This is a genomic window from Oceanobacillus bengalensis (assembly GCF_003628445.1).
Lineage (GTDB): Bacteria > Bacillota > Bacilli > Bacillales > Amphibacillaceae > Oceanobacillus > Oceanobacillus bengalensis.
On record NZ_RBZO01000009.1, the window covers coordinates 69,399 to 95,340 of the forward strand.

Sequence of the window (25,942 nt, forward strand, 5' to 3'; positions counted from 1 at the left end):
TGCTCATTTATGTTTTGTCGCTGTTGATATAAAATGCGCAGTAACAATAATTCGGGAAATTTTCTTGAGAGAGCTTATCAAGTTCATTTCATGAGAATTTTTCTCTATTTCAATCTTGAGAAGGCTTATCAAGTTCATTTCAAGAGGGTTTTGCTCTATTTCAATCTTGAGAAGGCTTATCAAGTTCATTTCAAGAGGGTTTTGCTCTATTTCAATCTTGAGAAGGCTTATCAAGTTCATTTCAAGAGGGTTTTGCTCTATTTCAATCTTGAGAAGGCTTATCAAGTTCATTTCATGAGAATCTTGCTCTATTTCATTCTTGATAGCTCCGTTGAGTATTAGCATTCATAATTCTTTATTGATCTTGAGAGTACAAGCAGATATTTTTTTTAAATTCGATGTTACCTCGCATTTTATATCTTTTACGCCACGGCTTTATCCAAGAAAAACAACAATACTCAAAAACAGGCTTGTTTTTAGATTAACATAAAAAAACAGACCACAAAATGTGATCTGTTTTTTTTTGCATTATTAGTTGTTAACAACTGCTTTTCCATCATAATGTCCGCAAGATTTACAAACGTGATGTGGTTTAGCTAATTCTCCACAATTTGAACATTCTACCATGCCAGGTACGTGTAATTTTTTATGAGTACGACGTTGATTTTTCACTTTTTTAGAAGTTCTTCTTTTAGGTACTGCCATGACTTACACCTCCTTCAAATGAAAGCAATTATTCATTGTCTTCCGTTTTTTTATTTAGTAATGATTCCAGCTTTTGAAGACGTGGATCGACCGTACTTTTCTTATCAGATTCTGAAAGAAATTCCCATCCTTCTCCATTTTCAATACCATCGGACTTTACATCCTCGGAAAATACCCGATATGGTTTTTCCAATAATATATTTTCCAATATGTAAGGGGTTATGTCAATAACATCCCCAGATACTGGATGGATTTCATTTTGCTCATCTTCTTCACCGAAATATGACGATGTGGAGAATATCTCAGTCGCTTTTATTACAAAAGGATAAGGTACATCCACTAATGTACGTGCACACGGCAAAATCATTACGCCTTTAATAGAAAAGGAGAAGATAATTTGATTTCCTCTCAGTGTACAATCTCCTGACACTCGCACAGAATCAATTTCACGTATATCATTGTTCATCTTTTCAAGTTCAGAAACATCCACTAAATCATCAAATTTGTACGGTTCATTATTTGCGTTTTTTCTAATTTGGCCTAATGTAAACTTCATTTTTTTCACCTCAAGGCAACAAGAGTTATTTTAAAAGAAAAAAGGACTTTTGTCAATATGTTTTTCTTTACACCATTATACATCATTCCCTCTCTACTTTCACCTAAACGATGATTTGAATAATTTATTAATGATTTGGCTAAAGCGTGCACGGTAAGTCCATATTTGATAAAATAGTTAGCAAATTACGACAGGAGCTGAAGTGATGAAAGCATGTGGTCTAATCGTAGAATACAATCCCTTTCACAATGGTCATCGGTATCATATCGAGAAAGCTAAAGAAGCATCAAAAGCCGATTGTATGATTGCCATTATGAGTGGGTCTTTTCTGCAAAGAGGCGAACCAGCAATTATTGATAAATTCCACCGAGCAAAAGCTGCCCTAGAAGCAGGAGTTGATATTGTTCTTGAACTTCCCTTCGTATATGCAGTACAAAATAGTGACATCTTTGCAAATGGTGCTGTAAAAAGCCTACATGAAATAGGTGTTAATAGTATTTGCTTTGGTAGCGAATCTGGTAATATATCCTTTTTTCTACATGCCTATGAAAAATACAAGGAAAAAGAACCATTCTACAAAGAAACCTTAAGAAAGATGTTAGATCAAGGACTCTCCTTCCCAGAAGCAAGTCGATATGCATACGAAAGCATTGGTTTAACCGCAAATGAAATAGACTTATCACAGCCTAATAATATTTTAGGATATAGTTACGTAAAAACAATATTAGATAATCAATTTCAGGTAGAACCCTTAACGATTAAACGAACAAAAAATAATTATCATGATGAAGAGATAACAAATCCAATCGCAAGCGCGACCAGTATTAGAAAGGAAATCTTTACAAATAGAAGAATAACCGAGAAAGTATCGATTACCATGCCAGAAGGTACCAATCAACAACTTAAGACGTATAAAGAAAAATCTACAACCCTTCACGAATGGGAAGGCTATTTTCCACTTCTACACTACAGGGTAATGACCATGTCACACGAAGAGTTAGCTGGAATTCACGGTATTAATGAAGGACTTGAGTACCGAATTAAGAAAACGGCAAAACAAGCTACATCTATCAACGAATGGATCGAAATGATAAAAACAAAGCGCTATACAAGGACGCGTTTACAACGCATATTTGTACATATCTTAACAAATACCAAAAAAAATGATATAGAAAAGTTGATTAACAAAACACCTGTCCCTTATATAAGAATTCTAGGTATAACAAAAACGGGACAAAACTATTTAAATATGAATAAGAAAACAATTGATGTACCATTACTCTTTCGTTTCAATCGTAATCCTCATCCAATGATGGAGCTAGAAGAGAATGCTTCAAATGCTTATTATAGTATACTTCCACCCCATTCAAGGAAGATGCTTTTTAAACAGGAGTTGGGTTCACCAATTATAGTAAAAGAATAAGAGACCACACAAGACAAGTGGCCTCTTATTCTTTAATTAGCTGTTTCTAAAAAGTTACTTATCTTACAAAAGATGTAAACTGAGAAAAAACAAAACTCGGAAAAAAACCTATTTTAGGTTCTCTAAGTATTCTAATGCATCATAAAAAGTGTCTACTGGAACAACTTCCATTTCTGTGCCTATTTCTTCCGCTGTTTGTTTAGCCACTTGGTAGTTGGAATCCTCTCTTCCATCTTCATTCGGAGCGAAGAAGATATCTATGCCCTCTCTATCTGCAGCAACAATCTTTTTATCAATTCCACCTATTCGATGAACATTGCCATCATAATCGATTTCTCCGGTACCAGCTATTTCATATCCTTTTGTTAAATCTTCTTCAGTCAACTGGTCATAAATTTCCAAAGAGAACATTAGTCCAGCACTCGGTCCTCCAATATTCCCACTTGAAAATTCTACTTCTGGACTTACTTGCACACTGCGATCTGTTACTAAACTTATCCCTATTCCTACTTTCCCTTCTAAATCATCAAAGACTTCCAAAGTGATATCCTTCATCAAGGTCTCATCATCACGAATAATTTCTAGAGTAATTGTATCATTTGCCTGTTTACTTTCAACGAAGCGAATAAGATCATTCGCATCATCTATTGTTACACCATCAATTGTAATAATACGATCTCCAGTTTGAAGTTTCCCATCTGCCGGCATTTCTTCTACAACACTTACAACATAGACACCATTATAATCTATCGTAATGTCCGCGTCTGCTGCTGTATACGCCACAACTGTAGCCGCTTCTTGAGAACTTTCCATCACTTGTAACTGCGCTTCCATGTATTCATTTTGTGTAATTCCATGTGGAAATACGTCTTCTATTGGCATTATTTCGTTATGCGGAAAGATTTTAGCTATTGCATATTGAACAGGCGTCGCTTGAAGTCCACTTACCGTGACAAGATGCATATCCCCACCACTAGTAAATCCACTTTCAACTTCTACAATCGGATTTAAAGCATCTGCACCACCTGGTCTTTGAATGTAATAAGGAAGCTGATATGAAGCCAAAAAATATGCAATGATAATAACAATAATTAAATAAATAATATTACGCTTTGTAAATTTCATCCTAACAATAATAGCCCCTTCCATATCTTTATATATGTACCCTTCTATACCTGAAAACATTATGAATTCCATCTTTTATCAAAGTGTATGGCATAAATATGGTGTGTATGCGCGTATATTGATATAGACTTGTACCAATTATTTTCATCAAAATTATCTTTTTTTATTTCGGGCACAACCACTTGTTTTATGCTTTCGCTTTCTTTTAGATAGTTAGAATAATTCTACTACTATCAGAAAAAGAAGTACAGAATTGACGTAGTACGCTTCACCAAATAAAGGTAGATTATTAAAGATTTCACCATTCATAAAATACATTTATCTTAGGTTATCTGATTGTACCATACTTACTAGGAGGACAACTACTTGAAACAAATCATACAAACTTTACTATTTTCAAGTGTAACTATTTTTATTACCATCTCATTAATCAAGTTTCCCGATGAAACATTAGAAGCGAGTATCAGAGGATTAAATTTATGGTGGGAGGTTGTTTTTCCATCTTTACTTCCCTTTTTTATCGTGGCAGAACTATTAATTGCCTTTGGAGTAGTAAAATTTCTTGGTGTATTATTCGAGCCAATTATGAGGCCACTATTTAATATTCCAGGTGTTGGTAGCTTCGGCTGGATCATGGGCATGGCTAGTGGTTATCCAACAGGAGCAAAAATTGCCTCACGTCTACGCGAAGAAAAGCAGTTAACAAGAATAGAAGCTGAAAGGCTCGTATCTTTTACGAATAATTCGAGTCCTTTATTTATTTTTGGAGCAATCTCTGCTGGCTTCTTTCATGATGCGAAATTAGGCATATTATTAGCCGTCTGTCATTACGGCGGGAATGCCTTGGTAGGAATTTGCATGCGGTTTTATGGAAGAAAAGAAGAAGGAAGCAAAGTGGACAAGAAGAAAAATGCTTCACTGAAAAGAGCATTTTCAGAAATGCATGAAACAAGATTAAAGGATAATCGGCCTTTTGGAGAAGTATTAGGAGATGCGGTTATTAATTCTATCAAGACATTAGTCATGGTTGGTGGATTTATTGTTCTGTTTTCAGTCTTAATTAAGCTATTATTCTTAGTTGGTATTTCTTCAATTATTGCAGTATTTTTTGAAGTGATATTATTAATCCTTTCACTACCAGTTGATTATGCAATTCCTTTCTTTTCGGGGTTATTTGAAATTACGATTGGGGCAAATATGATATCACAGATTTCCTCAGATTCATTACTACAACAAGCAATTATTATAAGCTTTATTTTAGGATTTAATGGTTTATCGATACAGGCTCAAGTAGCTAGTATATTAGCAAAAACAGATATTCGTTTTACACCATACCTTTTTTCAAGATTTTTACATGGTACCATTGCTAGTCTCTTAACGGTTATCCTGTATAAACCGCTGTACCTGGATAGGCAAGTCCTTGATATGGAGGATATTCCGGTTAACGGGGTTACAAGTGAAAGTGTCTGGCTTGATGTTTTTGATATATTAAATAGATTCGGACCAATATTTACACTACTCTTCCTAGGATTAGCAGCAATCCTGCTTTATCGGAGAACGACAAAGTAAAAACAAGAATTTTTGTATTGTTTGCTGCGCCATTGAAATAAAGAGTTGATATATTTAATTCAGTATTGTGTGAAGCACGTCGTTCCGGAAACACACTTCGCTTTCCACGGGCGGCTGGTGAGCCTACTACGTGCTATCGCACTCCATAGTCTCACCTAGGCCTGTCCTCCCGTAGGAGTCTTCGTGTGTTTCCTCCACTGAGGTATCTGCTCTACTTTTATAAAACTAGAAATATGCTAATTTTACAGAAAACAACTATCCGTAACATGATTATATGGTCTATAACCTCAAAATAATTAGAACAACTATCATAGCGGAGGCAGAATACGTAGACTCCTGCGGGAAAAGCACGTGTCCGAAGACCCCGCAGCGGCGATCTTTCCGCGAGGAGGCTGAGGCCGTGCCCGCGGAAAGCGAAGTATTCTGCTGAAGCGAGTCCAAGCACAAAGCAATCATTAGGGTGAGCGAGGGCTTCACTAAATGACTTTAATTAGAACACAATTCATACATTTTTCACAGTACCTCCTTTCTTCGAATAGAACAATCTTTTAAAAAAGACTACATCAAAAGATGGTGCACCCTAGGGGATACACCATCTTAATATTTTAATAACTCACTTTTTCCTAAAGGAAATTAAATTTTTTCTTTAGAGCTTGTTCAACGAATTCTGGTACTAAACCTGAAATATCACCGTTGTATTTTGCTGCTTCCTTTATCATACTAGAACTTAAAAAAGAATATTGATTATTCGTCATCATAAAAATTGTTTCAATTTCCGGGTTTAGTTTTCTATTCATCGAAGTAATTTGCATTTCATATTCAAAATCACTTATTGCTCTTAATCCTCTTACCACTGCACTTGCATTTTTTTCTTTTGCATAATCCATTAGCAAATGATCGGAAGAATCAATTGTTATATTAGGTAAATCTTTCGTTGCCTCTTTAAGTAAGCGCATTCTTTCCTCAACAGTGAACAAAGGCGACTTTGCTTGGTTATTAAATACTGCAACAATCACATTATCAAATATATTAGACGCCCTAGTTATAATATCAAGGTGGCCGTTCGTTATCGGGTCAAAACTACCTGGACAAATTGCCAATGTTCCCATATCACTATCTCCCTTTTAGTTCATTTGGTAAATGCTTATACCAATCGTTCCTCCATAGTTTTCTTGCTTTAATAATTGTAACCGATCATCACCCATCGATAATTGTTCTGATGGATCGTGTTCACAATAGATTATTCCATCTTTCTTTATTAGGTTTAATGCCAAAATACTTTCTATTACTTTTAAATAATCGAATTTACTGTATGGAGGATCAAGTAAAATCAATTCAAATTGCAAACCTCGTTTGGCAGATGCCTTTAAAGCTCTATATGCATCCGCACGAAACACCTCTGCTTGTCCTGTTAACTTTAATGTTTCTAGATTATGCTTTATTGTATGTATGGCCTGTGGATGTTTATCTACAAATATTGCAGACTCCATTCCTCTGCTTAACGCTTCAATTCCTAATGAGCCACTCCCAGCAAATAAATCAAGTACGCTCCCTCCATCAAAATAAGGTCCAATACGTTGAAATACAGCTTCCTTTACTTTATCTGTTGTAGGTCTTGTTGATGTTCCAGGAACAGCCTTTAATTGCCTTCCCTTATGATTACCTGATATGACACGCATCTAGTCCACCTCTTACTTAAGAGTATTCGATTTTTATCCTACCATAAAAGTCGAAATCTGCAAACTCGCGAAAAAGAAAATAGAATCACATATGTATATAATATTAATCTTTGTCCATAATACGTAATGTTACAACTAGTTAGCTGGTTGTTTCAAAACACGGAGAAGACTTAAACTTCCCCATAAGTTCTTCCTCCGGTTTCTCCTCTCCCTTTGCCTATTTGTTTTTCTTTTGAAAAAACAAAGGGACCTGCAGAATTTATGTCTGCAGGTTTTTTCTTTTTTTATAAATCAACAGCATTGATACACTACTTCAGATACCCATTTTATAATCATATTGTTTTGCTTTATCTGGTACAGCATTCTCAAAATCAGTCCGAATATAAGGTTTATAAGATTTCTCAACTCTCGACACAAATGGGAGTCTATTTAATTTGTTTTCAATGCTCTCCAGGTCACTCTGATTAGCATAAATAACTGCATATTTTAGTCTCTTCGATGCATAAATCAGATTACCATAACGCTTTATTTGCTTCAGGTTTTTCATGTGTTGGAACCAAACAATGATTCCCTGACGATTAGTTTTCATCGTATAAGCCTCTCTAATTCAAGATATATTCCGTAGCGTAAGAACTACAGTACATTTTTCATTATAAATTATGTACATGAATTTATCCAACTAACCTTCAGAAAAAACTGAAAGCTAGCTGGATAATTAAGACGCGCAGCCGCAAGCTCCACCACTACCACAGCCACAACCACTATCAGTTAGTGCCGCACCGTCTTTAGGTGCTTTAATCTGTTGACTTACACTTAATGCTACATATTGACTAATTTCATCAAGTAAGTTTTGTAGATTACGCTCTGCAAGCTTGAATGATGCAACTTTTTCGTGCATATCCATCTCACGCTTTGTAAATCTCACCTTTCTCATAATTTCATTATAATCTGGATGATATCTTCCAAAACGCTGAATATCTTCATAATGGTCCTTCATATCTATAAAAGCTTTTATAAGCTTTGTTGCTTCTTGATCTGAATCTAGTGCAATTCGGGAATTTCTATAGGCTTCCATGACATCCGATTCCATCACCATTTTCCCTAACCTCTCAGAACGGTCTAGAATCTCTACGTATTCTATAGTGCCTATCATTTCAACACCTCCATTCTCATTTTATCATGTATTTATTAACATGAAAATGGAAAGGCATTAATCCTTCATCACATCAGCAAATTGAATGAGCATATTTAACATTTGAACATTGTTATTCATCTTCTCTAAACGTTGTGGAAACGTCTTTCCATAAAATACTTTCGCTTCTTTCTCCATCATCTTTAAAACACTAGGATCTCTTGATAAATAACGATACCACTTTGGATTATAACGGACAAAATCTCTTAACTTAGGATTTTTTGATAAATAGTGATACACATCTGTATCCATTTTTTACACTCCTAATCTCTAAACCAGTTGAATGGATCATTAACAGGTTTTTTGTCCTTCTTTGTATGTTGGAATTGATTAATTAGTTCTTGAACCGTTCCAATCGTTTTACTTAAATTATTAACTTGACCTTGCACTTTATTTATATCAATATTTTCTGTTGCTTTCATTAACTGCCCTAACAACTCAAAATTCTTTTCATCTGCCTTTTTATTCCCAGTCTTCTCTTCTATTTTTTCTTCCTTATATGCGTCCCAAAAAGTATCTTCTTCTCCAAGTAATATCCACTTTTCATAATACTCCTGCCAGGATCTCCCTGTTTTTCTTATTTCCCTGAGTAGCAAAGGATGGTTATTAATAAAACGTTTAAATTCAACTACGGTTGGATGCAGTTTTTCGTTATCCACTTTCTCACCCCCGAGAATAGTCTTATTTACTATTAAAATATGCTTAAATCACCTATGCGTGCTTCATTTAAAGGAAAGGGCCCTAACAAAGTAAAAACGTACTCAGGGGGGGCTAAAGTGCGTATTAGCTATTCATTTGTCTTTGCAAGGAAGTTTTGTGTGTAATATAACCGATACACACCTACCCCGATATGGGAATAGGTATCACTTAATAAAGCTTCCCTGTGACCTTCACTATTTAACCAACCCTCTATTGCAGCTGGAGCGTCCGTATATTGTGCAGCAATATTCTCCCCAGCAGCTACATAGTATACTTCTCGTGCCGCCAATCGCTCTTTTAACCCATCTCCATTTAAGCCAAAATGTGAAAAATAATCGTTTTCAGCCATATCCCTACTGTGCAAAAAAGCTACCTCCCCTACGGAATTGTCCCATTGTAGTGCTGCTTTTTCATATCTGTTGCGAATAATATTCGTTATAGTAAAAACCTGTTTCTCCATACCTAATCCTACTTCTTCCCATTCTTCATCGGTTAATTTAGGCTCAGCAGGTAAGTCTCCACGATACACAATTTCATATATCCGATGTCTCAATAATACATCACCGGTCAATACTCGAATAGATGAAACTTTGTTTGTAACTGTATCAAAATAAACCTGTAAAAACATATTTTCTTTTAGTTTAATTAATGGTCTCATTATCATATCCTCTTCTGAAAGGTGAAAAGTATAAGAAGCAATTCCCTCCTTATATGTAACTTCATTAGAAAAGTCGAAAATATCATTAACATCCCCGTAGGCTTGCCCAATTTGTATCGGATTACTGTCTAAATTGTCCCCCGTACCATATATAGTTATAATTTCGTTATTTAAGATACCAAATTGGATATATTCCGTACGTTCATCCGTGTATATCCACCACTCATATTCATATGCACTTTGGTCTTTCCTAACTGGTTCACCTAAAGCTTTAACTAATTCTTCTTGTGATTTACCAATCCACTGAAATACCTCACCATTAACGAGGGAAGGTACTTCTGGAACTTCTTTTAGCTCCAATTGACTTCTTTTCTCTACTATATTGTCAATATTTCCAATCGTTCCTTCTTTTGTCATATCATTCTCCTGAATAAAATAAAAAACGACAAGTACGATGATTGATAGTAATACCAAACTACTTTGAATAAACCGCATCTTTTAGCCTCCTTCATTACTAGAATACGCCTATGATTCATTCTATGAGACATTATGATGATTCATTCTTTTTCACTATTACTTTTAAAAGGAAAAATAGAAAATATTCTATTAAATATAGGAAACAATGCTAGATAAGATAGTTTTAATTGCATCTTAAGCGTTTTCGTACTATTATAAATTAATGAGGACAAATATGCGAGGTGAAAAAGATGAGAATAGAGAACACTGGAATTGATGATGTAGTTGTAGACTTAAAACCGCTTGACCACATAACAGGGAAGAATGCATTTATTCGTGCTGGTCAATGGGATTACGAGCGAGTAACCTATGATTACAAGATCGAATCGGATGAGAAAAACATTACATATTATGTTCGTATTCAAGGATATGCACTCGAAGGCGATGTTGATAAGGGTAACGCCGTATTGAAATTATTGACGCCTTTATTAGGTAAACATTACTACCCACATGGGATTGAGTACGGGGAAGAAGAAAGTTTCCCTAAAAATGTTGTAGAGCGTGCAAAAACGTTGCTTACAAAAGTTGGAGAAGAACTCAATCCGCACCATAAATAATTTTAAAAGAGGGGTAAAAGCCATTGCTTTTACCCCTCTTTATTAGAATCCCCAAATTGCTCGGAACAAGTTGGTGGTCTCTCCTACATCAAATAAGATGTATAAGAAAAGATAGACCATAATACCTGTTATTGCAGTGAAAAACCATATAATAGCCGTCAAAGGACCAATTTTACGATGCTTTTTAATCTTACGTTTAAATGCTAGGATTAAAGTCACAATTCCAAAGATAGCTCCTGTAGTAGCGAGTACAATATGGAAAATTAAAAATATCGTATAATAAATTTCTAAATCAGCTGGGCCACCGAAGCTCGTGTTTCCAACAAATATCGTTCTTGACATATAAATAATGAAGAACAATATTGCACTAATTGCAGCTGCTATCATAACTTTCTTATGTTCTTTTGCTTTCCCTTTACTAATGAACATCCAACCAATAGCAACTAATATTGCACTTAATAAAATGAAAAAAGTACTTAATGTAGGTAAAAAAGGCAACTTAAACACAATTCCTTTCTAAAGTAAATTTATTGGTAACCAATTTAATGAGATTCAATTGGGGTACTTGGTAAGGGGTCAATTTTGCTTCCTTCTCCCCTAAACCACTGAAAAAGAATACTTGCCAGTACCGCACCATAAGTTAATTCCTGAACAACCTTCATAATAATACCACCTACCTGCTGGTCAAGCATTACACTTAACGGTGAAAATAGCTCTGGACCTGTAAGCATGGATGACAACCCACTCATTACATCTGACGGAACACATAAACTTAGCGCAGTTAACCATGCTCCATCCTGTGTATATGCAGCATAAAGTGGGGCTGAAGCAAAAATAATCAATACACAAGCCGGAGTAATTAAAACACTATTCACAAATATATATCCCATCTTCAATATAGGTGATAATTTGTCCATTTCTTTCACTGGTGTTAGTAATGGTAACCACATAATAAATGCTGCAAATAATAGAAGCAAATGAATGGCAGTATGTGCTACAGGTGAAGACTTAGAAAAATTAAAAACTACAGGAAGATGATAAACACTAAACAGTCCATTAAAAAACAATAACGAAATAAGTGGCCTTGTTAATGTGTTCAATATCGTTTTAATAACTGGAGTATTGAAAATCCTTCGCCATATCCATACTGGTAGTCCTTTTATAATGAGAATTGGTGCGATAATTAGATAAATTGCCATTTGTGTCATATGTGCTGTTAACATAATATGAGAAAGAAGGTCTACAGGAGAGCCTTTTGAGAAATATATCAATATTAAACCCAGGTAAAAATAAAATTGTTGCTTTACACTAGGTTTTTCATTCTCACCAAAATGATGACGGTAACGACCAGTAATTAATGAATAGACAACCGCCATTAAGCCTAAGAATATTAAATAATATGGACTCCACATGGCACGAAATCCAAAAATTTGTAGTTCTAACCACATATGTAATCACTCCAATTAGATATACCTTTCATTATACCTCAACTTATAGTTAATGATTAGTATCCAATGTGACGATATTTCAAAAAAACTTCTAAAACAGAATAAGCGAGAAATTTTTGTTCATTTCTTTCCTGAAAAAAAGACCGGGCACTACACCCGATCTTTCTTTTTTTACCACCAAATTATCGTTGTAAAAGTCAAGATTGCTACTGCTGCAATCCAAATACCACTAAAAATTAAAGTAGAAATAATCTCATGACCTTTATCTTTCATGTGCATAAAGTAGTAAAATTGAAACCCTACTTGCACAACAGCTAGAATTAAGATCAATGGAATAACAAAAATTTTATCCAAATCAGATGCAACTGCTAAAAATGCAATTAGTGTAAATACAATCATTAATACAAAAGTGATTACCTGATGTTTCATTTCTTGTTTTTGCTCTTGCTTTTGGAAAGAATTAATTTTGTCTATATTTGTATTGTTAGTCATAAATTAACTCACCATCCCCATCAAGTATACTACAGTAAAGATAAATACCCATACAACATCAATAAAGTGCCAGTATAATGCCCAAGTATTAAATTTAGGTGCATTTTGTAGTGTAAGTCCACGTTTTGCATTTCGTACCATAATAGCAATTAACCAGCTAAGTCCAAACACAACGTGCCCACCATGGAAACCAACTAAAGTATAAAATGCTGAACCAAACGCAGAAGATCTAAAGGTAAATCCATAGTCCGTAATGTAATGATAGAACTCATAAATTTCAAAACCTAAAAATCCAAGTCCAAGAATAGCGGTTATACCAAACCATAACTGCATTTTCTTGAAGTTATAATTCTTCATTTGATAGATAGCATATACACTTGTCAATGAACTTGTTAACAAAAGAATTGTCATGATGAAAACGAGTTCTAATCCAAATAAATCTTGTGAAGAAGGCCCACCAGCAGTTGAATTTCTTAATGCTAAATACGTTGCAAATAAACTAGCAAAAAGAACGGTTTCACCACCTAGGAAGAACCATAATCCTAAAAATTTATTTCTCCCCTCAAGTGTAGCTTTCGCTGGATCCTTTGGTAAATTTTCAGGATTCAAGGAATGTTCTTGACTCATATTAGTCAACCTCCTTTTCTAGGTCTTCTTTATGAATGTGATAACCATCATCGTCTTTCAATGAACGTGCAAGCATTGTACCAAGAGCGATTGCCATACCACCAAATACTGCAATTAACCATGCACTATGATCTACTTGGTAGATAAATCCAAATGAAGCAATCGTAAAGCCAATCGTCATAATAAATGGAAGAATTGATCCATTTGGCATATGAATATCATCTAATGGTTCAGCAGGTGTCATTTTATTGTTACCTTCCATTTTCTCAATCCATAATGGATCAAGTCCACGTACCAATGGTAACTGTTTAAAATTATACTCAGGTGGTGGTGATGGAATTGACCACTCAAGCGTACGACCGTCACCCCATGGATCTGCTGGAGCTTTTTCACCCTTAATGGATGTGATAATTACATTATAAACAAATACAACAGAACCAATCGCCATTAAGAAAGCACCAATTGTACTGATTAGGTTACCAGTATCCAATCCTTGACCTTCTAAAAATACCCAGTAACGACGAGGCATACCCATTAAACCTAAGAAATGTTGGATAAAGAATGTTAAATGGAAACCAATGAAGAAGAGCCAAAAAGCAATTTTACCAAGGGTTTCATTTAAAACTTTACCAAATAATTTCGGCCACCAGTATGTTAAACCAGCTAATATACCGAATACTACACCACCAACAATAACATAGTGGAAGTGAGCAATAACGAAGTAAGTATCATGATATTGATAGTCAGCTGTTGAGATTGCAACCATTACCCCTGTCATCCCACCAATTGTAAATGAAGGAATAAACGCTAATGTCCACAACATTGCTGAATTTATCTTAATACTTCCACCCCACATTGTTGCTAACCAGTTGAAAATTTTAATACCTGTTGGGACAGCAATGGCCATTGTAGCCACAGAGAAAATTGCATTCGCAGTAGGTCCTAGACCAACAGTGAACATGTGGTGAGCCCAAACCATAAATCCTAAGAAAGCAATTAATATTGTTGCAAACACCATGGAAGTGTAACCAAACAAACGTTTTTTAGAAAACACTGGAAGTATTTCACTAAACATACCAAAAGCAGGTAAAATTAATATATATACCTCTGGGTGTCCAAAGATCCAGAATAAATGCTGCCAAATGATGGAGTTACCACCTAAGGCAATATCAAAAAACGCAGAACCAAACATGCGATCAAACATTAATAAGAATAAACCTACTGTTAATGCTGGGAAAGCAAATAAGATTAAAACACTTGCAATAAAAGTAGTCCATGTAAATAATGGCATACGCATGTAAGTCATACCTGGCGCTCTCATTGTTACGATGGTAACAAGAAAGTTAATACCACCCATTAATGTCCCCGCACCAGATAATTGTAGCCCCATTACATAAAAGTCTGTACCATGCCCAGGTGAAACAACCGATAATGGTGCATACGCTGTCCAACCAGCATCAGGTGCTCCTCCTAAAAACCAACTACAGTTCATTAATAGACCACCAGCTAAAAACAACCAAAAACCTAATGAATTTAGAAACGGAAATGCAACATCACGTGCCCCAATTTGAAGTGGCATAATGGCATTCATCAAACCAATTAGCAATGGTGTTGCCGCAAAGAAAATCATTGTTGTTCCGTGCATGGTAATCATTTCATTGTACAAACCTGCACTGATAAAATCATTTTCAGGTTTCACCAATTGAATACGAATAATAAGTGCTTCTAAGCCACCAAGAATAAAGAAAAATGCACCTGCAGCGATATACATATTCCCTATCTTCTTATGGTCAACTGTTGTTAAGTAGTCCCATAAAATGGCTCCAAAACCTCTTTTTTGAGTAGATGCAATACTCAAGATTTAAACCTCCCTTTTGTGTCTTTCATCCCTTTAAGACTTATCATTATCTCTTTTTAGTTACTTGCACTTTCAGGTGTAATGTCAGAATGACTTAATTGCATTAAATACTCTGCAATACTACCAGCTTCATCTTCTGTAAGTTCAGGATAATTACCAGTCATTTTATTTCCTGGTTTCATTGCTTCTGGGTCCAGTAACCAACTTACAATATTCTCTTTAGTAAGGTCTTCAACCCCAGCTAAAGTAGTACGATTCGCAAAGTTTGTTAAATTCGGCCCTACTGCAACAGGTGAAGAACCAATCGCATGACAACCCATACAGTTATTTGCTTCAAATAACTCCTGTCCTTCTTGTGCAACTGCGTCTTCTACTTGAACTTCAGGATCGACATTCTGCATATCTTCTACCCACTGATCATATTCTTCTTGACTTACAACTACAATTTTAAAATCCATCAATGAATGTGATGGACCACAAAATTCAGCACATTTCCCCCAATAAACACCCTCTTCATATGCTTCAATAAACATGGTGTTTGTATTCTCTGGGTTTGCATCCATTTTACCAGATATCGTTGGTACCCAGAATGAATGAATTACATCAGTTGAATTAATGTCTAAATAGACTTTCTCATTTACTGGTATATACAAATCCTGACTTGTTTGTATTTCCTCACCAGCATAATCAAAATGCCACCAATATTGATTACCAGTTACTTCAATGTTTATAGAACTGCTTGCATCTGCTTCATCAGCTAAATCAAATACTGACATAACTGTGGGAACAGCAAGAATAAACACTAAAATAATCGGTATAGCTGTCCAAACAATTTCAAGGGTATGATTCCCTTCAACTTGTTTTGGAATGAAGTCCTCTTGTCCTTTCTTTCTACGGAAACGGATAATTACAACTGTGAAGATTAACATTACTACAATAAATACTGCAGCCATAATAACAGTTGATAATATCATTAAGTCCATCGACTTCTCTGCACCGTAACCTTTCGGGTCAAGAGCAGTTAAGTTTTCTTTTCCACAGGCGGTCAGAACCAGTGTAACTATACCCAACATGATTAAAGCTTTAAATTTTCCCATCCATCGTAACATGTATTTATACCTCTCTTTCTCCTTTTGTTTTTTATCTATATATGAAGAATTAAAGCTAACAAGAATAAAAATCAACTAAAAATTGGAAGTGTTACAACAATCATTAATAGGAAAATGATTGTTAAATAATTGAGTGAATAGATGAAAATAATATTCGCCCATTTTATATCATCTTTCACATAAAAGCCTTTAAAACCTAAAATAAGCCAGCCTATGTTTAGTATTGTGGCGATTACGACAAAAGTTGTCCCTAATGATGTTAGAAAGAACGGCAATGGCAATAAGCAAATAATATATATTACAATTTGTCGTTTAGTCATCTCAAAACCATAAACAACTGGCAACATTGGAACGCCAGCACTTCTGTAATCCTCGGTTTTCTTCATTGCTAATGATAGGAAGTGAGGTGTTTGCCATATAAACATGATTAAAAACATGATAATAGGGACAATATGATATGTTGGACTAATTGCAGCCCATCCGATCAACGGTGGCATTGCTCCAGAAATGCTCCCAACTGCCGTATTTAGAGTAGTTTTCCTTTTCGACCACATGGTATACAGCACAACGTAAACAAACCATCCAATAAACCCGAAAATGGCTGCTTCTACTGTAGTTAGTAATAATAGAATTAAACCAATTACTGTTGTGATAATACCCATAGTTAATACAGCTTTAAGCGAAAAGAAACCTGTGACAGTCGGACGTTTCTTCGTCCTGGCCATTTTAGGATCAATATCAACATCATACCAATTATTAAAAATACATCCACCAGCTATTACTAAAGCGCTTCCTAACATCGTAAGTATAAATTTATCCCAATTCGATGTAATACTTGCACCTGAAAAATAAATCGCTAACCAAAACCCAGCAAATGTAGTAATTAAATTTGAATGGATAATACCAATTTTAATAAGTGCCTTAACTTCAGACATCATTGTCTTTATTTTTTGCCATCCAGAGACTGTCGTATCATTTAACATTTCAGTATAAGGCGTACCCATTTTATCCATTTTATCCCCCCTTTAATTCAGTAGTTGACATGTTATTATTAAGTAAAAACACATTAAAAGGACAGCTATAAACAAGTTACATTGTAGCATGGAAAGATAATATTATCTATTCCTCCACATCGTATACTATCTTATCATGGTGTACGCCTTCGAATTGTGACAAAAAAACGAACAAAATCTGTTATGAAACGCTCACTTAAATTATGTATTTCTTTACAATCGATTAGGGGTTAGCATTTTATCTCCTATATTATTTCTAGCAAACTCCTACAAATATTGCAAGGAGTTTTTACTTTTTCTATAGTGAAAATATAATTAAAGCATGATAAACTTATTTATGCGTGTGTTTTATTGGATAGTTTACCAAAGTCATATTATTATAATAGATAATATGGTACATTTTATTTATACATCAAAAAGCGAGGCTGACAAATGATTAAACATTTAAAATGGTTATCAGTACTGGCAACCATAGGTATGCTACTTATTTTATTAGGAGGAGCACTAGTTACAAAAACAGGATCCGAAGATGGTTGTGGAGAAAGTTGGCCATTATGTGAGGGACAGGTCATACCATCGGAATTCACTTTTGAAATGGTTGTTGAATTAAGCCATAGGGCCGTAACTGGAGTAGTTGGGATAGCAGTGTTAGCTTTATCTATTTTAGCTTGGCGGAAAATTGGTCATATTCGTGAAGTGAAATTTCTATCATTCTTGTCTGTTTTCTTCCTTGTCTTACAAGCATTAATTGGAGCCGCTGCTGTAATGTGGGGGCAGTCAGATTTTGTTTTGGCTGCGCATTTCGGTATTTCGTTAATTTCTTTTGCATCCGTATTCTTATTAATGTTACTTATATTTGAAATCGACAGAAAGTGGGACACGAAAACTTTATTTATCCAGAAAAAGCATCGGATTGAAATTTATGCATTAAGTCTTTATACATTAATTGTTGTATACACTGGGGCACTAGTTCGCCATACTGAATCACATTTGGTTTGTGGTGACTGGCCATTCTGTACAAATACCTCTCCTTTTGCTTTTTCAGATTATAGCCCCGAGCAGTGGATACAGATGGGCCATCGATTAGCAGCTGGGATACTATTTATTTGGACGATTGTATTATTTATAAAGATGGTGAAAAATTACAAGACTAGCAAAGTAATGTATTGGAGTTGGATTATCACAGTCTCCCTAATCTCTCTTCAAGTATTCTTTGGGGCAATGATAATCTTTACTGTATTAAATATGGGAGTAGCATTAATGCATGCACTAGTTATCTCTTGTTATTTTGGAATGTTAAGCTTTTTTATCTTACTGTGTTCAAGATCGGAAAGAAAACAAAAGATGAATTTGCCAATTGACTCAGACGAAAGTAATACAAATACAGCAAGTAATTAAGAAAGAAGGAGGAAGCAGTTACAACTGCTCCCTCCTTACTTTTTTTATTCAAATTCAATTAACAAATCATCTACTTCAATTGAATCTCCATTTTTTATATGGATTTCTTTTATAACTCCTACAAATGGTGCTTGGATAGTAGTTTCCATCTTCATTGCCTCTGTCGTAACGAGGTAATCACCCTTTTCAACTCTATCACCTTTTTTACAAGTAACTTCCAATACAGTACCAGGCATTGTCGCACCAATCTGTTTTTCATTTCCTTTAGTTACTTTTGGTCTTACAGCTTGGCTTGATTTTATACTTTCATCTTTTACAGTTACTTCACGGGGTTGACCATTTAATTCGAAATAAATAGTACGTGTACCATTCGGTTTTGGTTCAGAAATTGATACTAATCTAACAAATAAGGTTTTTCCCATTTCAATTTCAACTTCAATCTCTTCTCCTAATCTCATTCCATAGAAGAATGTTGCCGTGTCTAATACCGACACATCACCGTATTGATCGCAGAATGTTTCATAGTCCAAAAATACTTTTGGATAAAGCGCATAAGAAATACAGTCGAAGCTCGTAACTTGTCGATTTAATGACTTAAAGAGGGAATTTCTTATTTCAGTGAAATTAACAGGTTCTAATAACTCACCAGGGCGAACATTAATTGATTCCCTCCCTTTTAATATAATACGCTGCAATTCCTTAGGGAATCCCTGATACGGCTGACCGATATATCCACTGGCAAACTCAATGACTGAATCAGGGAAATCAATCGTTTCACCACGATTATATATATCATCCTCTGTTAAGTTATTTTGGACCATAAATAATGCCATATCCCCTATAACTTTAGATGAAGGTGTTACTTTCACAATATCACCAAACATATCATTTACTTTGCGATACATTACTTTCACTTCTTCAAAGCGGCCGCCTAGCCCTACTGCCTTTGCTTGTTGCTGCAGGTTACTATATTGACCACCAGGCATTTCATGAAAATAAATTTCTGAATGCGGTGCTTTCATACCACTTTCAAATTCAGTATAATACTCGCGAACACCTTCCCAATACGTTGATATTTTCTCGTAATTTTCTATATCAACAAGTGGCTTCCGTTCCTTTCCACTAAGGGCATGATATAAGGTTTGCGCACTTGGCTGGGATGTGAATCCTGCCAACGATCCAGTGGCAACATCGACTACATCAACTCCCGCATCAATTGCTCTAGAATAAGTAAAGATACCATTCCCGCTGGTGTCATGTGTATGCAAATGAATTGGAATATCCACTGTTTCTTTCAATGTTGATACGAGTTGATAGGCTGCTTCTGGTTTCAGTAATCCAGCCATATCTTTAATTCCAAGTATATGTGCACCAGATGATTCAAGCTCTTTCGCCATATTTTTATAATAAGCTATATCATACTTCGTGCGACCCTTATCTAATATATCACCAGTATAACAAATAGAAGCTTCTGCCACTTTATCATTTTCTCTTACCGCTTCAATTGCTAACCTCATGCCAGGAGTCCAATTGAGACTATCGAATATACGGAAAACATCAATACCCGCATTGGAACTTTTCTCAACAAATTCACGAATTAAATTATCTGGATAATTTTTATAGCCCACTGCATTGCTTGCACGAAGCAACATTTGGAATAATACATTTGGTATCTTTTCTCTAAGTTTTATTAATCTAGTCCATGGGCTTTCTTTAAGAAAACGGTAAGCTACATCAAATGTTGCTCCACCCCACATTTCTACAGAGAAAAGGTTTGGCAGGAGATGAGCTGTCGGTTCGGCTATCTGCAGTATGTCTTTTGTACGAATTCTTGTAGCTAACAATGATTGATGTGCATCCCTGAATGTTGTATCGGTAAGTAAAACTTCTTTTTGTTCCTTTACCCAATTCGCTAAGCCATCGGGACCGCGCTCATCAAGTATTTGCTTCGTTCCAATCGGTAGTTCTTTCGTACTATCTATCTTAGGGATTTTCACATCAGAAAATGCTGGTTTTTCCTTTCCTAACATTCCTTCGCCACCATTTACAGTCGTATGTCCAATATAGCTAAGCATTTTTGTACCACGATCTTTTCGTTTAGGAAACACAAATAGCTCAGGCGTTTTATCAATAAATGTTGTGTCATACAAACCAGAAAGAAAATCCTTATGCTTCATGACATTCTCTAAAAACGGGATATTCGTTTTTATTCCGCGGATTCGGAATTCCTTTAAGTTTCTGACCATTTTATGTGCAGCTTGTTCAAAGCTGAGTGCATGTGTTGAAACTTTAACAAGCAAAGAATCATAGTGTGGTGAAATAACAGCACCTTGGTATGCATTACCAGCATCTAATCTTACACCGAATCCCCCACCTGAACGGTAAGCCATAATCTTTCCTGTATCAGGCATAAAGTTATTCAATGGATCTTCCGTCGTAATACGCGACTGAATGGCATAACCCATTGTATAAATTTTGCTTTGCTTAGGAATTCCAATAGCATTTTTGTGTAATTCATGACCCTCAGCTATTTTAATTTGAGTTTGAACAATATCAATTCCGGTAATCATTTCCGTTATCGTATGTTCCACTTGAACACGTGGATTCACCTCGATAAAATAAAATTCATTATCGGTAACTAAAAATTCCACGGTACCAGCATTTATGTAATTTATATTTTTCATTAACCGTACTGCTGCATCACATATTTCTGTCCGCAGTTCTTGTGTTAGTGAAATACTTGGTGCTACTTCTATTAACTTTTGATGGCGCCGTTGCACAGAGCAGTCTCTTTCAAAGAGGTGAACAATATTCCCATGCTTATCACCAATGATTTGAACTTCAATATGTTTCGGGTTTTCGATTAACTTTTCTACGTAGATTTCATCATTTCCAAAAGCAGCCTTTGCTTCTGATTTCGCCCGATCGTATGCTTCTATAACACTACTTTCATCACGAACAATACGCATACCACGGCCACCCCCACCTAAGGACGCTTTAATGATGATTGGATACCCGTATTGTCTACCAAAAGCCTGTACATCTTCAACCGTTTCCACTGGCCCATTACTACCTGGAATAATTGGTAATCCAGCCAAAGAGGCTTGTTCTCTTGCTTTCACTTTATCCCCAAACATATTTAAATGCTCGCTGTTCGGACCAATAAAGATAATTCCTTCTTCTTCACATCGCTTTGCAAATTGGATGTTTTCTGATAAGAAACCATAACCAGGATGAATCGCATCAACATTCACTTTTTTTGCTAAATTAATGATACCTTCAATATCCAAGTAAGCATCAATTGGTTTCTTTCCCTCTCCAATTAAATACGTTTCATCTGCTTTAAAACGATGATATGATCCTGTATCCTCTTTAGAGTAAATTGCTACAGTACGGATATTAAGCTCTGTACATGCTCTAAATACTCGAATTGCAATCTCTCCACGATTTGCTACTAACACTTTTCTAATTGGCTTTACTTCCATTGCCATTCCTCCTTTAAGAAATTTTATGTTTCATATTTTCATAGAGTCATATTCTCATGTTCGTTCTTATGAACATGCATTGCTATATTATTAAGGATTCCCATCGAAATTAGCATTACTAACAAAGATGAGCCTCCATAACTAATAAACGGCAAAGGTACACCTGTTATTGGTAAGATTCCACTTATTGCACCTAGATTTATAAATGCTTGCATTCCTACCATAGAAGCTATACCAATTGCAAGTAATGCACCGAAACTATCTGTACATTTCCTCGCAATAAATATTCCCCGAAGGACAATAACTGCAAAGAGCCCAATCACAATGATTACACCGATAAATCCTAGTTCTTCAGCAATTACCGCCATTATAAAATCTGTATGCGCCTGGGTTAGGTAGCCTAACTTTTGCACACTTTGACCAAGCCCTTCCCCAGTTAATCCACCAACACCAATCGCTAAATAGGATTGAATTAGCTGATAACCATCTGAATCTGGTGTTTCAAATGGCTGATATGCTCCTGTAAATCTTGAAAGTCTTTCCTCTGTTATAAGGTAAGGAAACGCAAGTATTATAAGCATAACACCAATTGCTATTAACAAAGTCAAGTGTTTCATTCGAATCCCCGAACTAAATATGACCGAACAAGCAATTAAAAATATGATTGCCGCTGTTCCAAAGTCTGGTTGTAGTACAATCAGTCCCAAGATAATGCCTGTCATAATAAGTGGTGGTAATACACCTTTCGTAAAATCATCTAAATAAGATTGCTTTTTAGAATAAACAGAGGCAAGGTACATAATCAAAGCCAGTTTTGCAAACTCTGATGGCTGAAAACTCGCAGGACCAAAAATATACCAGGATTTAGCATTATTTACCTCGGTCCCAAAAATGAACAAACCTGTTAATAGTAAAATGATAAAAAGGATAATGATTTTCATTAACTTTTGATAATACTTATATGGAAATACAGATGTAAATATAAATCCTACCATTCCAACTCCAAACCATAAAGCTTGTCTACCTAAATAGTGTGTACTTTCTAATCCTTCTACAACTGCAGTGACCATACTTGCACTGTAAATCATAACAAGTCCAAATGCAGTTAAAACAATCGGTGTGATGATTAATGTGTAATCATAATCCTTCAATTTCTGAATCATCTTACTTCTCCCAACTAATTATAGTATATAAATGGATATATGAGTTAGAATTTTTTAATAGTTTACCATATTTTCAATAAAAAGTGGCAAACGATGTATTAACTGACCCTCATCTATGCTTTTAGTAAACAAAAAAACCTTGCCATCTTTAAACTACAGGCAAAGTTTTTGCACACTCTTACATTACGCATGAACATAATAGATTATAAAGCGTTTTGCGTGGCTTCGTGAAGTATATTTAGCTTCTTCTCCAGATTCCCAAGAATTGCTTTTCCTTCACTCTCACTGATTAAGTCCAAACGTATAGCAAAATCAATTTCCCTTGAGAGGCCGAACATCTGTGTATCCAGTACATCTTCATACACTGGGCACTGTGGCATCATTAAATTTTCTATTTGAACTTCGATTAGTCGCAAAATTTTATCAGCATCAGCCTTAAGAAGGGCGTGGGCTTTTTCACGATGATTAACAGTCACCTCAGGCATTAATATATCCCCTCCACTAAAAGACTTTCTTTATATTATATTATCGTTAGGTACATAAAAATGCAAATATATTATAGATATATTATATAATTTATTTCATCTTATGCATCGTTAGTATATTTCTAACACTTTCCTAGTGAACTTTTCTATTAAGTCTGATATTCTTATGTTTAGGCCTGGACTTTTATACATACTTAGGGGGATTAAGAAATGATGATTGTACCAATTGTTGGAAACGTTTCCTATTCGATTACATTAGATCCAACTGTTTGGATTTTTGATGACAGAAAAGTTTTATTAGAAGAAGCTTTTACGATAAAGGCTAACACCACGGATAAAGACGACGTAGTGAAGGCTGCTGAGCGATGGGATAGAGAGGTTTCTACTCAGTTTAGCAAGCCACCGGTAAATAGAAGTATTTCTAGACGAGAAGGAGAAACGTTTTTAGAGAATTCCTATGTTATGCCAATTTATGATTTTATTCATAATGCAGAAATAAATACGGATGCAAAGAACGCTACCTTAGTTACCTGGAATGACGAAAGCGATGTAACATTAACAATTGATGAACTAGAAAGTGGATATTTTCTTTTTGCAATGGATGGCAAGCCACTAAAAGAAGACGGTCCCGTTCATTTTCTTTATGGGGATGGATCCAATAAAGATAATCCCATTAAGCACGTAAAAAAAATTCATATTCATTAACTTCATGAGAGGCTGGGACATAACTAAAACTTCTCGCTCTATAGACAAATGATTATAGGATAGAAACGTAGAATGTTTACTTTCCGTCCGGGAACGCTCCGGGCGGATGTTTTCTCTACGGGCACGGCCTGAGCCTCCTCGTGACATATAGAACGCTAATCCAGGGTCTTCGGACACGTGCTGTTTCCGCAGGACAAGGAAGAGTCGTTAGCATTACATCTTCGTAAGAAAATCACTCTTTATTTTCAAGGAGTCTCACCAGCCGCCCTAAGGTGCTTGAAGTGTGTTTCTGGAACGATGTGCTTCATACAATATTGAAAAATAAGTCCACGATCTATATCAAATCCGAAGTAAGCTGAATTATAGGAAGATTTTAAAACACAATTTGGATTTGCTATAATAAATTACTTTTGTCCCAGCATCTTTTTTATCTACCTTCAGCAACTAGCAATACTTCCCTCTACAACTTTTTTAATATCCAATAACAATTTATAATTTAATTTGTATAATTTAGTTGATTCTATCCAAAATAAGCATACTAGCAATTGTAGGAGGAATGCTTTTATGCGATTACGAATTGGTTTATTATTAATTCCGTTATTGATAATTGTTGGGTGTGCAGAAGAAGAGAATTCAATGCGATCCGAACAGGCAGAGAATCAATATATACAAGTCAAAAACTCTGACCCTAATGAATTACAAGAACTTACGAATAGTGAAATCGCCACACATTTAGCAAACATCGCAAGCGATATACCAGAAGTTAATGACGCTACTGCTGTTGTTGCTGGTCCGTACGCTGTAGTTGGTATAGATGTTGATAAAGATCTAGACAGGTCTCGCGTTGGTACAATCAAATATACTGTACTTGAAGCTTTATATCACGATCCATACGGGAAGACGGCAGTTGTTGTGGCTGATGCAGATGCCACGGAAAGACTTAAAGGTATGGGAGAAAAGATAAGACAAGGACACCCAGTACAAGGTTTTGTCGATGAACTCTCAGCAATCGTTGCCAGGTACATGCCTGATTTACCTATTACCGATAATGCTCCTGGAAACATTGACCAGAACAAGGATTCCATGCCTAAAGGTGACGAAGAAGAGTTAGAAAATATTCAAGAAGAGCAATCAAACCACAATTATAAAGAATAAACATATCGGTGGTATCTACAGGATGCCACCTTCTTTCTTTTTCTATCATAAAACATGGTGACATTATGGTATAATTATTTCATAAGTTTTTTTAGAGGTGAGAAAATGCAGGTTAAATGTACATTATGTGATCAAATTCATACTTTAGTTGATAACTCACTTCAAGCGAAGCGATTAAGAAATCGCCGAATTTATATGTACCTATGTGATTCCTGCTATGAACGTATTGAAAATAGAACAAAGGAAAGACATGCTACTGGGAAGTTTCGCTTGTTTGAGGAAAAGAAGAAGGAAGATGACTACATTTAAGTAGTTACCTATAGGA

At 35.4% G+C, this 25,942-nt stretch carries 28 protein-coding genes; 7 read left to right on the forward strand and 21 right to left on the reverse strand.

All coding sequences use genetic code 11. The annotated features are described in order from the left end of the window. Positions 1-3: 3 nt before the first annotated feature. The 3 genes from D8M05_RS07510 to D8M05_RS07520 form a co-directional block, all read right to left on the reverse strand. Positions 4-345 carry a hypothetical protein gene (locus D8M05_RS07510; protein WP_121130250.1) on the reverse strand — a complete coding sequence of 114 codons (342 nt, stop codon included), beginning with the start codon at positions 343-345 and terminating at the stop codon, positions 4-6. A 186-nt stretch (positions 346-531) separates the two neighbouring features. Further along, positions 532-705 (reverse strand): 50S ribosomal protein L32, encoded by a 174-nt coding sequence (gene rpmF, locus D8M05_RS07515; RefSeq protein WP_121130252.1) that lies wholly within the window; start codon positions 703-705, stop codon positions 532-534. 28 nt (positions 706-733) lie between these two features. Continuing rightward, positions 734-1,261: a YceD family protein gene (locus D8M05_RS07520; RefSeq protein WP_121130254.1), complete on the reverse strand. Its 528-nt coding sequence runs from the start codon at positions 1,259-1,261 to the stop codon at positions 734-736. Positions 1,262-1,466: 205 nt separating this feature from the next. Here D8M05_RS07520 and D8M05_RS07525 point away from each other — a divergent pair, with 205 nt between their 5' ends. Continuing rightward, positions 1,467-2,684 (forward strand): nucleotidyltransferase, encoded by a 1,218-nt coding sequence (locus D8M05_RS07525; RefSeq protein WP_121130256.1) that lies wholly within the window; start codon positions 1,467-1,469, stop codon positions 2,682-2,684. Between the two features lie 108 nt (positions 2,685-2,792). Here D8M05_RS07525 and D8M05_RS07530 read toward each other — a convergent pair whose 3' ends face one another. Next, a complete protein-coding gene (locus D8M05_RS07530; protein ID WP_121130405.1) occupies positions 2,793-3,809 on the reverse strand; it encodes a SepM family pheromone-processing serine protease in 1,017 nt (338 codons plus the stop codon). A 366-nt stretch (positions 3,810-4,175) separates the two neighbouring features. On the opposite strand from D8M05_RS07530, the gene ylbJ reads away from it, so the two are divergent. Continuing rightward, the gene (gene ylbJ / locus D8M05_RS07535; RefSeq protein ID WP_121130258.1) at positions 4,176-5,378 is read left to right on the forward strand and encodes a sporulation integral membrane protein YlbJ; all 1,203 of its coding nucleotides are present in this window, start codon (positions 4,176-4,178) and stop codon (positions 5,376-5,378) included. 623 nt (positions 5,379-6,001) lie between these two features. Here ylbJ and coaD read toward each other — a convergent pair. The 7 genes from coaD to D8M05_RS07570 form a co-directional block, all read right to left on the reverse strand. Beyond that, on the reverse strand, positions 6,002-6,487 hold the full coding sequence (gene coaD, locus D8M05_RS07540; RefSeq protein ID WP_121130260.1) for a pantetheine-phosphate adenylyltransferase: 486 nt from the start codon (positions 6,485-6,487) through the stop codon (positions 6,002-6,004). A gap of 15 nt (positions 6,488-6,502) precedes the next feature. Next, positions 6,503-7,057 carry a 16S rRNA (guanine(966)-N(2))-methyltransferase RsmD gene (gene rsmD / locus D8M05_RS07545; RefSeq protein ID WP_121130262.1) on the reverse strand — a complete coding sequence of 185 codons (555 nt, stop codon included), beginning with the start codon at positions 7,055-7,057 and terminating at the stop codon, positions 6,503-6,505. Positions 7,058-7,370: 313 nt separating this feature from the next. Continuing rightward, positions 7,371-7,646, reverse strand: coding sequence for a YlbG family protein (locus D8M05_RS07550; protein WP_121130264.1), 276 nt, complete (start codon positions 7,644-7,646; stop codon positions 7,371-7,373). 126 nt (positions 7,647-7,772) lie between these two features. After that, a complete protein-coding gene (locus D8M05_RS07555; protein ID WP_121130266.1) occupies positions 7,773-8,210 on the reverse strand; it encodes a YlbF/YmcA family competence regulator in 438 nt (145 codons plus the stop codon). 57 nt (positions 8,211-8,267) lie between these two features. Continuing rightward, positions 8,268-8,501, reverse strand: a complete 234-nt coding sequence (locus D8M05_RS07560; protein ID WP_121130268.1) for a YlbE-like family protein — start codon at positions 8,499-8,501, stop codon at positions 8,268-8,270. An 11-nt stretch (positions 8,502-8,512) separates the two neighbouring features. After that, entirely contained in the window at positions 8,513-8,908 is a 396-nt protein-coding gene (ylbD, locus tag D8M05_RS07565; protein ID WP_121130270.1) for a YlbD family protein, read from the reverse strand. Positions 8,909-9,036: 128 nt separating this feature from the next. Further along, complete coding sequence (locus D8M05_RS07570; protein WP_121130272.1) at positions 9,037-10,101, reverse strand: CAP domain-containing protein; 1,065 nt, start codon at positions 10,099-10,101, stop codon at positions 9,037-9,039. A 212-nt stretch (positions 10,102-10,313) separates the two neighbouring features. Between D8M05_RS07570 and D8M05_RS07575 the strand changes: the two genes are divergently transcribed. Then, positions 10,314-10,679 (forward strand): YugN family protein, encoded by a 366-nt coding sequence (locus tag D8M05_RS07575; protein WP_121130274.1) that lies wholly within the window; start codon positions 10,314-10,316, stop codon positions 10,677-10,679. Positions 10,680-10,721: 42 nt separating this feature from the next. Here the strand turns inward: D8M05_RS07575 and D8M05_RS07580 are convergent, their stop codons facing one another. From D8M05_RS07580 to cyoE, 7 genes are all read right to left on the reverse strand, one after another. Beyond that, positions 10,722-11,177 carry a DUF420 domain-containing protein gene (locus D8M05_RS07580; RefSeq protein WP_121130276.1) on the reverse strand — a complete coding sequence of 152 codons (456 nt, stop codon included), beginning with the start codon at positions 11,175-11,177 and terminating at the stop codon, positions 10,722-10,724. A gap of 44 nt (positions 11,178-11,221) precedes the next feature. Then, positions 11,222-12,127: a cytochrome c oxidase assembly factor CtaG gene (gene ctaG, locus D8M05_RS07585; RefSeq protein WP_121130278.1), complete on the reverse strand. Its 906-nt coding sequence runs from the start codon at positions 12,125-12,127 to the stop codon at positions 11,222-11,224. 171 nt (positions 12,128-12,298) lie between these two features. Next, on the reverse strand, positions 12,299-12,619 hold the full coding sequence (ctaF, locus tag D8M05_RS07590) for a cytochrome c oxidase subunit IVB (RefSeq protein ID WP_121130280.1): 321 nt from the start codon (positions 12,617-12,619) through the stop codon (positions 12,299-12,301). 3 nt (positions 12,620-12,622) lie between these two features. Further along, complete coding sequence (locus tag D8M05_RS07595; protein WP_121130282.1) at positions 12,623-13,246, reverse strand: cytochrome (ubi)quinol oxidase subunit III; 624 nt, start codon at positions 13,244-13,246, stop codon at positions 12,623-12,625. A gap of 1 nt (position 13,247) precedes the next feature. Beyond that, positions 13,248-15,104: a cytochrome c oxidase subunit I gene (gene ctaD / locus D8M05_RS07600; RefSeq protein WP_121130284.1), complete on the reverse strand. Its 1,857-nt coding sequence runs from the start codon at positions 15,102-15,104 to the stop codon at positions 13,248-13,250. Between the two features lie 56 nt (positions 15,105-15,160). Further along, positions 15,161-16,213 (reverse strand): cytochrome c oxidase subunit II, encoded by a 1,053-nt coding sequence (gene coxB, locus D8M05_RS07605; RefSeq protein WP_121130286.1) that lies wholly within the window; start codon positions 16,211-16,213, stop codon positions 15,161-15,163. A gap of 71 nt (positions 16,214-16,284) precedes the next feature. Beyond that, complete coding sequence (gene cyoE / locus D8M05_RS07610) at positions 16,285-17,226, reverse strand: heme o synthase (protein WP_121130288.1); 942 nt, start codon at positions 17,224-17,226, stop codon at positions 16,285-16,287. Between the two features lie 432 nt (positions 17,227-17,658). Between cyoE and D8M05_RS07615 the strand changes: the two genes are divergently transcribed. Beyond that, on the forward strand, positions 17,659-18,624 hold the full coding sequence (locus D8M05_RS07615; RefSeq protein WP_121130290.1) for a COX15/CtaA family protein: 966 nt from the start codon (positions 17,659-17,661) through the stop codon (positions 18,622-18,624). Between the two features lie 44 nt (positions 18,625-18,668). On the opposite strand, the gene pyc is transcribed toward D8M05_RS07615, so the two are convergent. From pyc to D8M05_RS07630, 3 genes are all read right to left on the reverse strand, one after another. Further along, on the reverse strand, positions 18,669-22,109 hold the full coding sequence (pyc, locus tag D8M05_RS07620) for a pyruvate carboxylase (protein WP_121130292.1): 3,441 nt from the start codon (positions 22,107-22,109) through the stop codon (positions 18,669-18,671). A 38-nt stretch (positions 22,110-22,147) separates the two neighbouring features. Next, entirely contained in the window at positions 22,148-23,272 is a 1,125-nt protein-coding gene (gene ftsW / locus D8M05_RS07625; protein WP_121130294.1) for a putative lipid II flippase FtsW, read from the reverse strand. Positions 23,273-23,475: 203 nt separating this feature from the next. Continuing rightward, complete coding sequence (locus D8M05_RS07630) at positions 23,476-23,757, reverse strand: Fpa/YlaN family protein (RefSeq protein WP_121130296.1); 282 nt, start codon at positions 23,755-23,757, stop codon at positions 23,476-23,478. Between the two features lie 210 nt (positions 23,758-23,967). On the opposite strand from D8M05_RS07630, the gene D8M05_RS07635 reads away from it, so the two are divergent. The 3 genes from D8M05_RS07635 (at position 23,968) to D8M05_RS07645 (ending at position 25,926) form a co-directional block, all read left to right on the forward strand. Then, positions 23,968-24,462: a hypothetical protein gene (locus D8M05_RS07635; protein ID WP_342772246.1), complete on the forward strand. Its 495-nt coding sequence runs from the start codon at positions 23,968-23,970 to the stop codon at positions 24,460-24,462. Between the two features lie 564 nt (positions 24,463-25,026). Continuing rightward, positions 25,027-25,617 (forward strand): YhcN/YlaJ family sporulation lipoprotein, encoded by a 591-nt coding sequence (locus D8M05_RS07640; RefSeq protein ID WP_121130298.1) that lies wholly within the window; start codon positions 25,027-25,029, stop codon positions 25,615-25,617. Between the two features lie 105 nt (positions 25,618-25,722). After that, positions 25,723-25,926, forward strand: coding sequence for a YlaI family protein (locus D8M05_RS07645; RefSeq protein ID WP_121130300.1), 204 nt, complete (start codon positions 25,723-25,725; stop codon positions 25,924-25,926). The last annotated feature ends 16 nt before the right edge of the window (positions 25,927-25,942 follow it).

What these genes read in the sequence shown, in the direction of transcription:
- D8M05_RS07510 (WP_121130250.1), bottom strand. Translation starts at nt 345, where the DNA reads ATGCTAATACTCAACGGAGCTATCAAGAATGAAATAGAGCAAGATTCT.
- rpmF (WP_121130252.1), bottom strand. Translation starts at nt 705, where the DNA reads ATGGCAGTACCTAAAAGAAGAACTTCTAAAAAAGTGAAAAATCAACGT.
- D8M05_RS07520 (WP_121130254.1), bottom strand. Translation starts at nt 1,261, where the DNA reads ATGAAGTTTACATTAGGCCAAATTAGAAAAAACGCAAATAATGAACCG.
- D8M05_RS07525 (WP_121130256.1), top strand. Translation starts at nt 1,467, where the DNA reads ATGAAAGCATGTGGTCTAATCGTAGAATACAATCCCTTTCACAATGGT.
- D8M05_RS07530 (WP_121130405.1), bottom strand. Translation starts at nt 3,809, where the DNA reads ATGAAATTTACAAAGCGTAATATTATTTATTTAATTATTGTTATTATC.
- coaD (WP_121130260.1), bottom strand. Translation starts at nt 6,487, where the DNA reads ATGGGAACATTGGCAATTTGTCCAGGTAGTTTTGACCCGATAACGAAC.
- rsmD (WP_121130262.1), bottom strand. Translation starts at nt 7,057, where the DNA reads ATGCGTGTCATATCAGGTAATCATAAGGGAAGGCAATTAAAGGCTGTT.
- D8M05_RS07550 (WP_121130264.1), bottom strand. Translation starts at nt 7,646, where the DNA reads ATGAAAACTAATCGTCAGGGAATCATTGTTTGGTTCCAACACATGAAA.
- D8M05_RS07555 (WP_121130266.1), bottom strand. Translation starts at nt 8,210, where the DNA reads ATGATAGGCACTATAGAATACGTAGAGATTCTAGACCGTTCTGAGAGG.
- D8M05_RS07560 (WP_121130268.1), bottom strand. Translation starts at nt 8,501, where the DNA reads ATGGATACAGATGTGTATCACTATTTATCAAAAAATCCTAAGTTAAGA.
- D8M05_RS07570 (WP_121130272.1), bottom strand. Translation starts at nt 10,101, where the DNA reads ATGCGGTTTATTCAAAGTAGTTTGGTATTACTATCAATCATCGTACTT.
- D8M05_RS07575 (WP_121130274.1), top strand. Translation starts at nt 10,314, where the DNA reads ATGAGAATAGAGAACACTGGAATTGATGATGTAGTTGTAGACTTAAAA.
- ctaG (WP_121130278.1), bottom strand. Translation starts at nt 12,127, where the DNA reads ATGTGGTTAGAACTACAAATTTTTGGATTTCGTGCCATGTGGAGTCCA.
- ctaF (WP_121130280.1), bottom strand. Translation starts at nt 12,619, where the DNA reads ATGACTAACAATACAAATATAGACAAAATTAATTCTTTCCAAAAGCAA.
- D8M05_RS07595 (WP_121130282.1), bottom strand. Translation starts at nt 13,246, where the DNA reads ATGAGTCAAGAACATTCCTTGAATCCTGAAAATTTACCAAAGGATCCA.
- coxB (WP_121130286.1), bottom strand. Translation starts at nt 16,213, where the DNA reads ATGTTACGATGGATGGGAAAATTTAAAGCTTTAATCATGTTGGGTATA.
- cyoE (WP_121130288.1), bottom strand. Translation starts at nt 17,226, where the DNA reads ATGGATAAAATGGGTACGCCTTATACTGAAATGTTAAATGATACGACA.
- D8M05_RS07615 (WP_121130290.1), top strand. Translation starts at nt 17,659, where the DNA reads ATGATTAAACATTTAAAATGGTTATCAGTACTGGCAACCATAGGTATG.
- pyc (WP_121130292.1), bottom strand. Translation starts at nt 22,109, where the DNA reads ATGGAAGTAAAGCCAATTAGAAAAGTGTTAGTAGCAAATCGTGGAGAG.
- ftsW (WP_121130294.1), bottom strand. Translation starts at nt 23,272, where the DNA reads ATGATTCAGAAATTGAAGGATTATGATTACACATTAATCATCACACCG.
- D8M05_RS07630 (WP_121130296.1), bottom strand. Translation starts at nt 23,757, where the DNA reads ATGCCTGAGGTGACTGTTAATCATCGTGAAAAAGCCCACGCCCTTCTT.
- D8M05_RS07635 (WP_342772246.1), top strand. Translation starts at nt 23,968, where the DNA reads ATGATGATTGTACCAATTGTTGGAAACGTTTCCTATTCGATTACATTA.
- D8M05_RS07640 (WP_121130298.1), top strand. Translation starts at nt 25,027, where the DNA reads ATGCGATTACGAATTGGTTTATTATTAATTCCGTTATTGATAATTGTT.
- D8M05_RS07645 (WP_121130300.1), top strand. Translation starts at nt 25,723, where the DNA reads ATGCAGGTTAAATGTACATTATGTGATCAAATTCATACTTTAGTTGAT.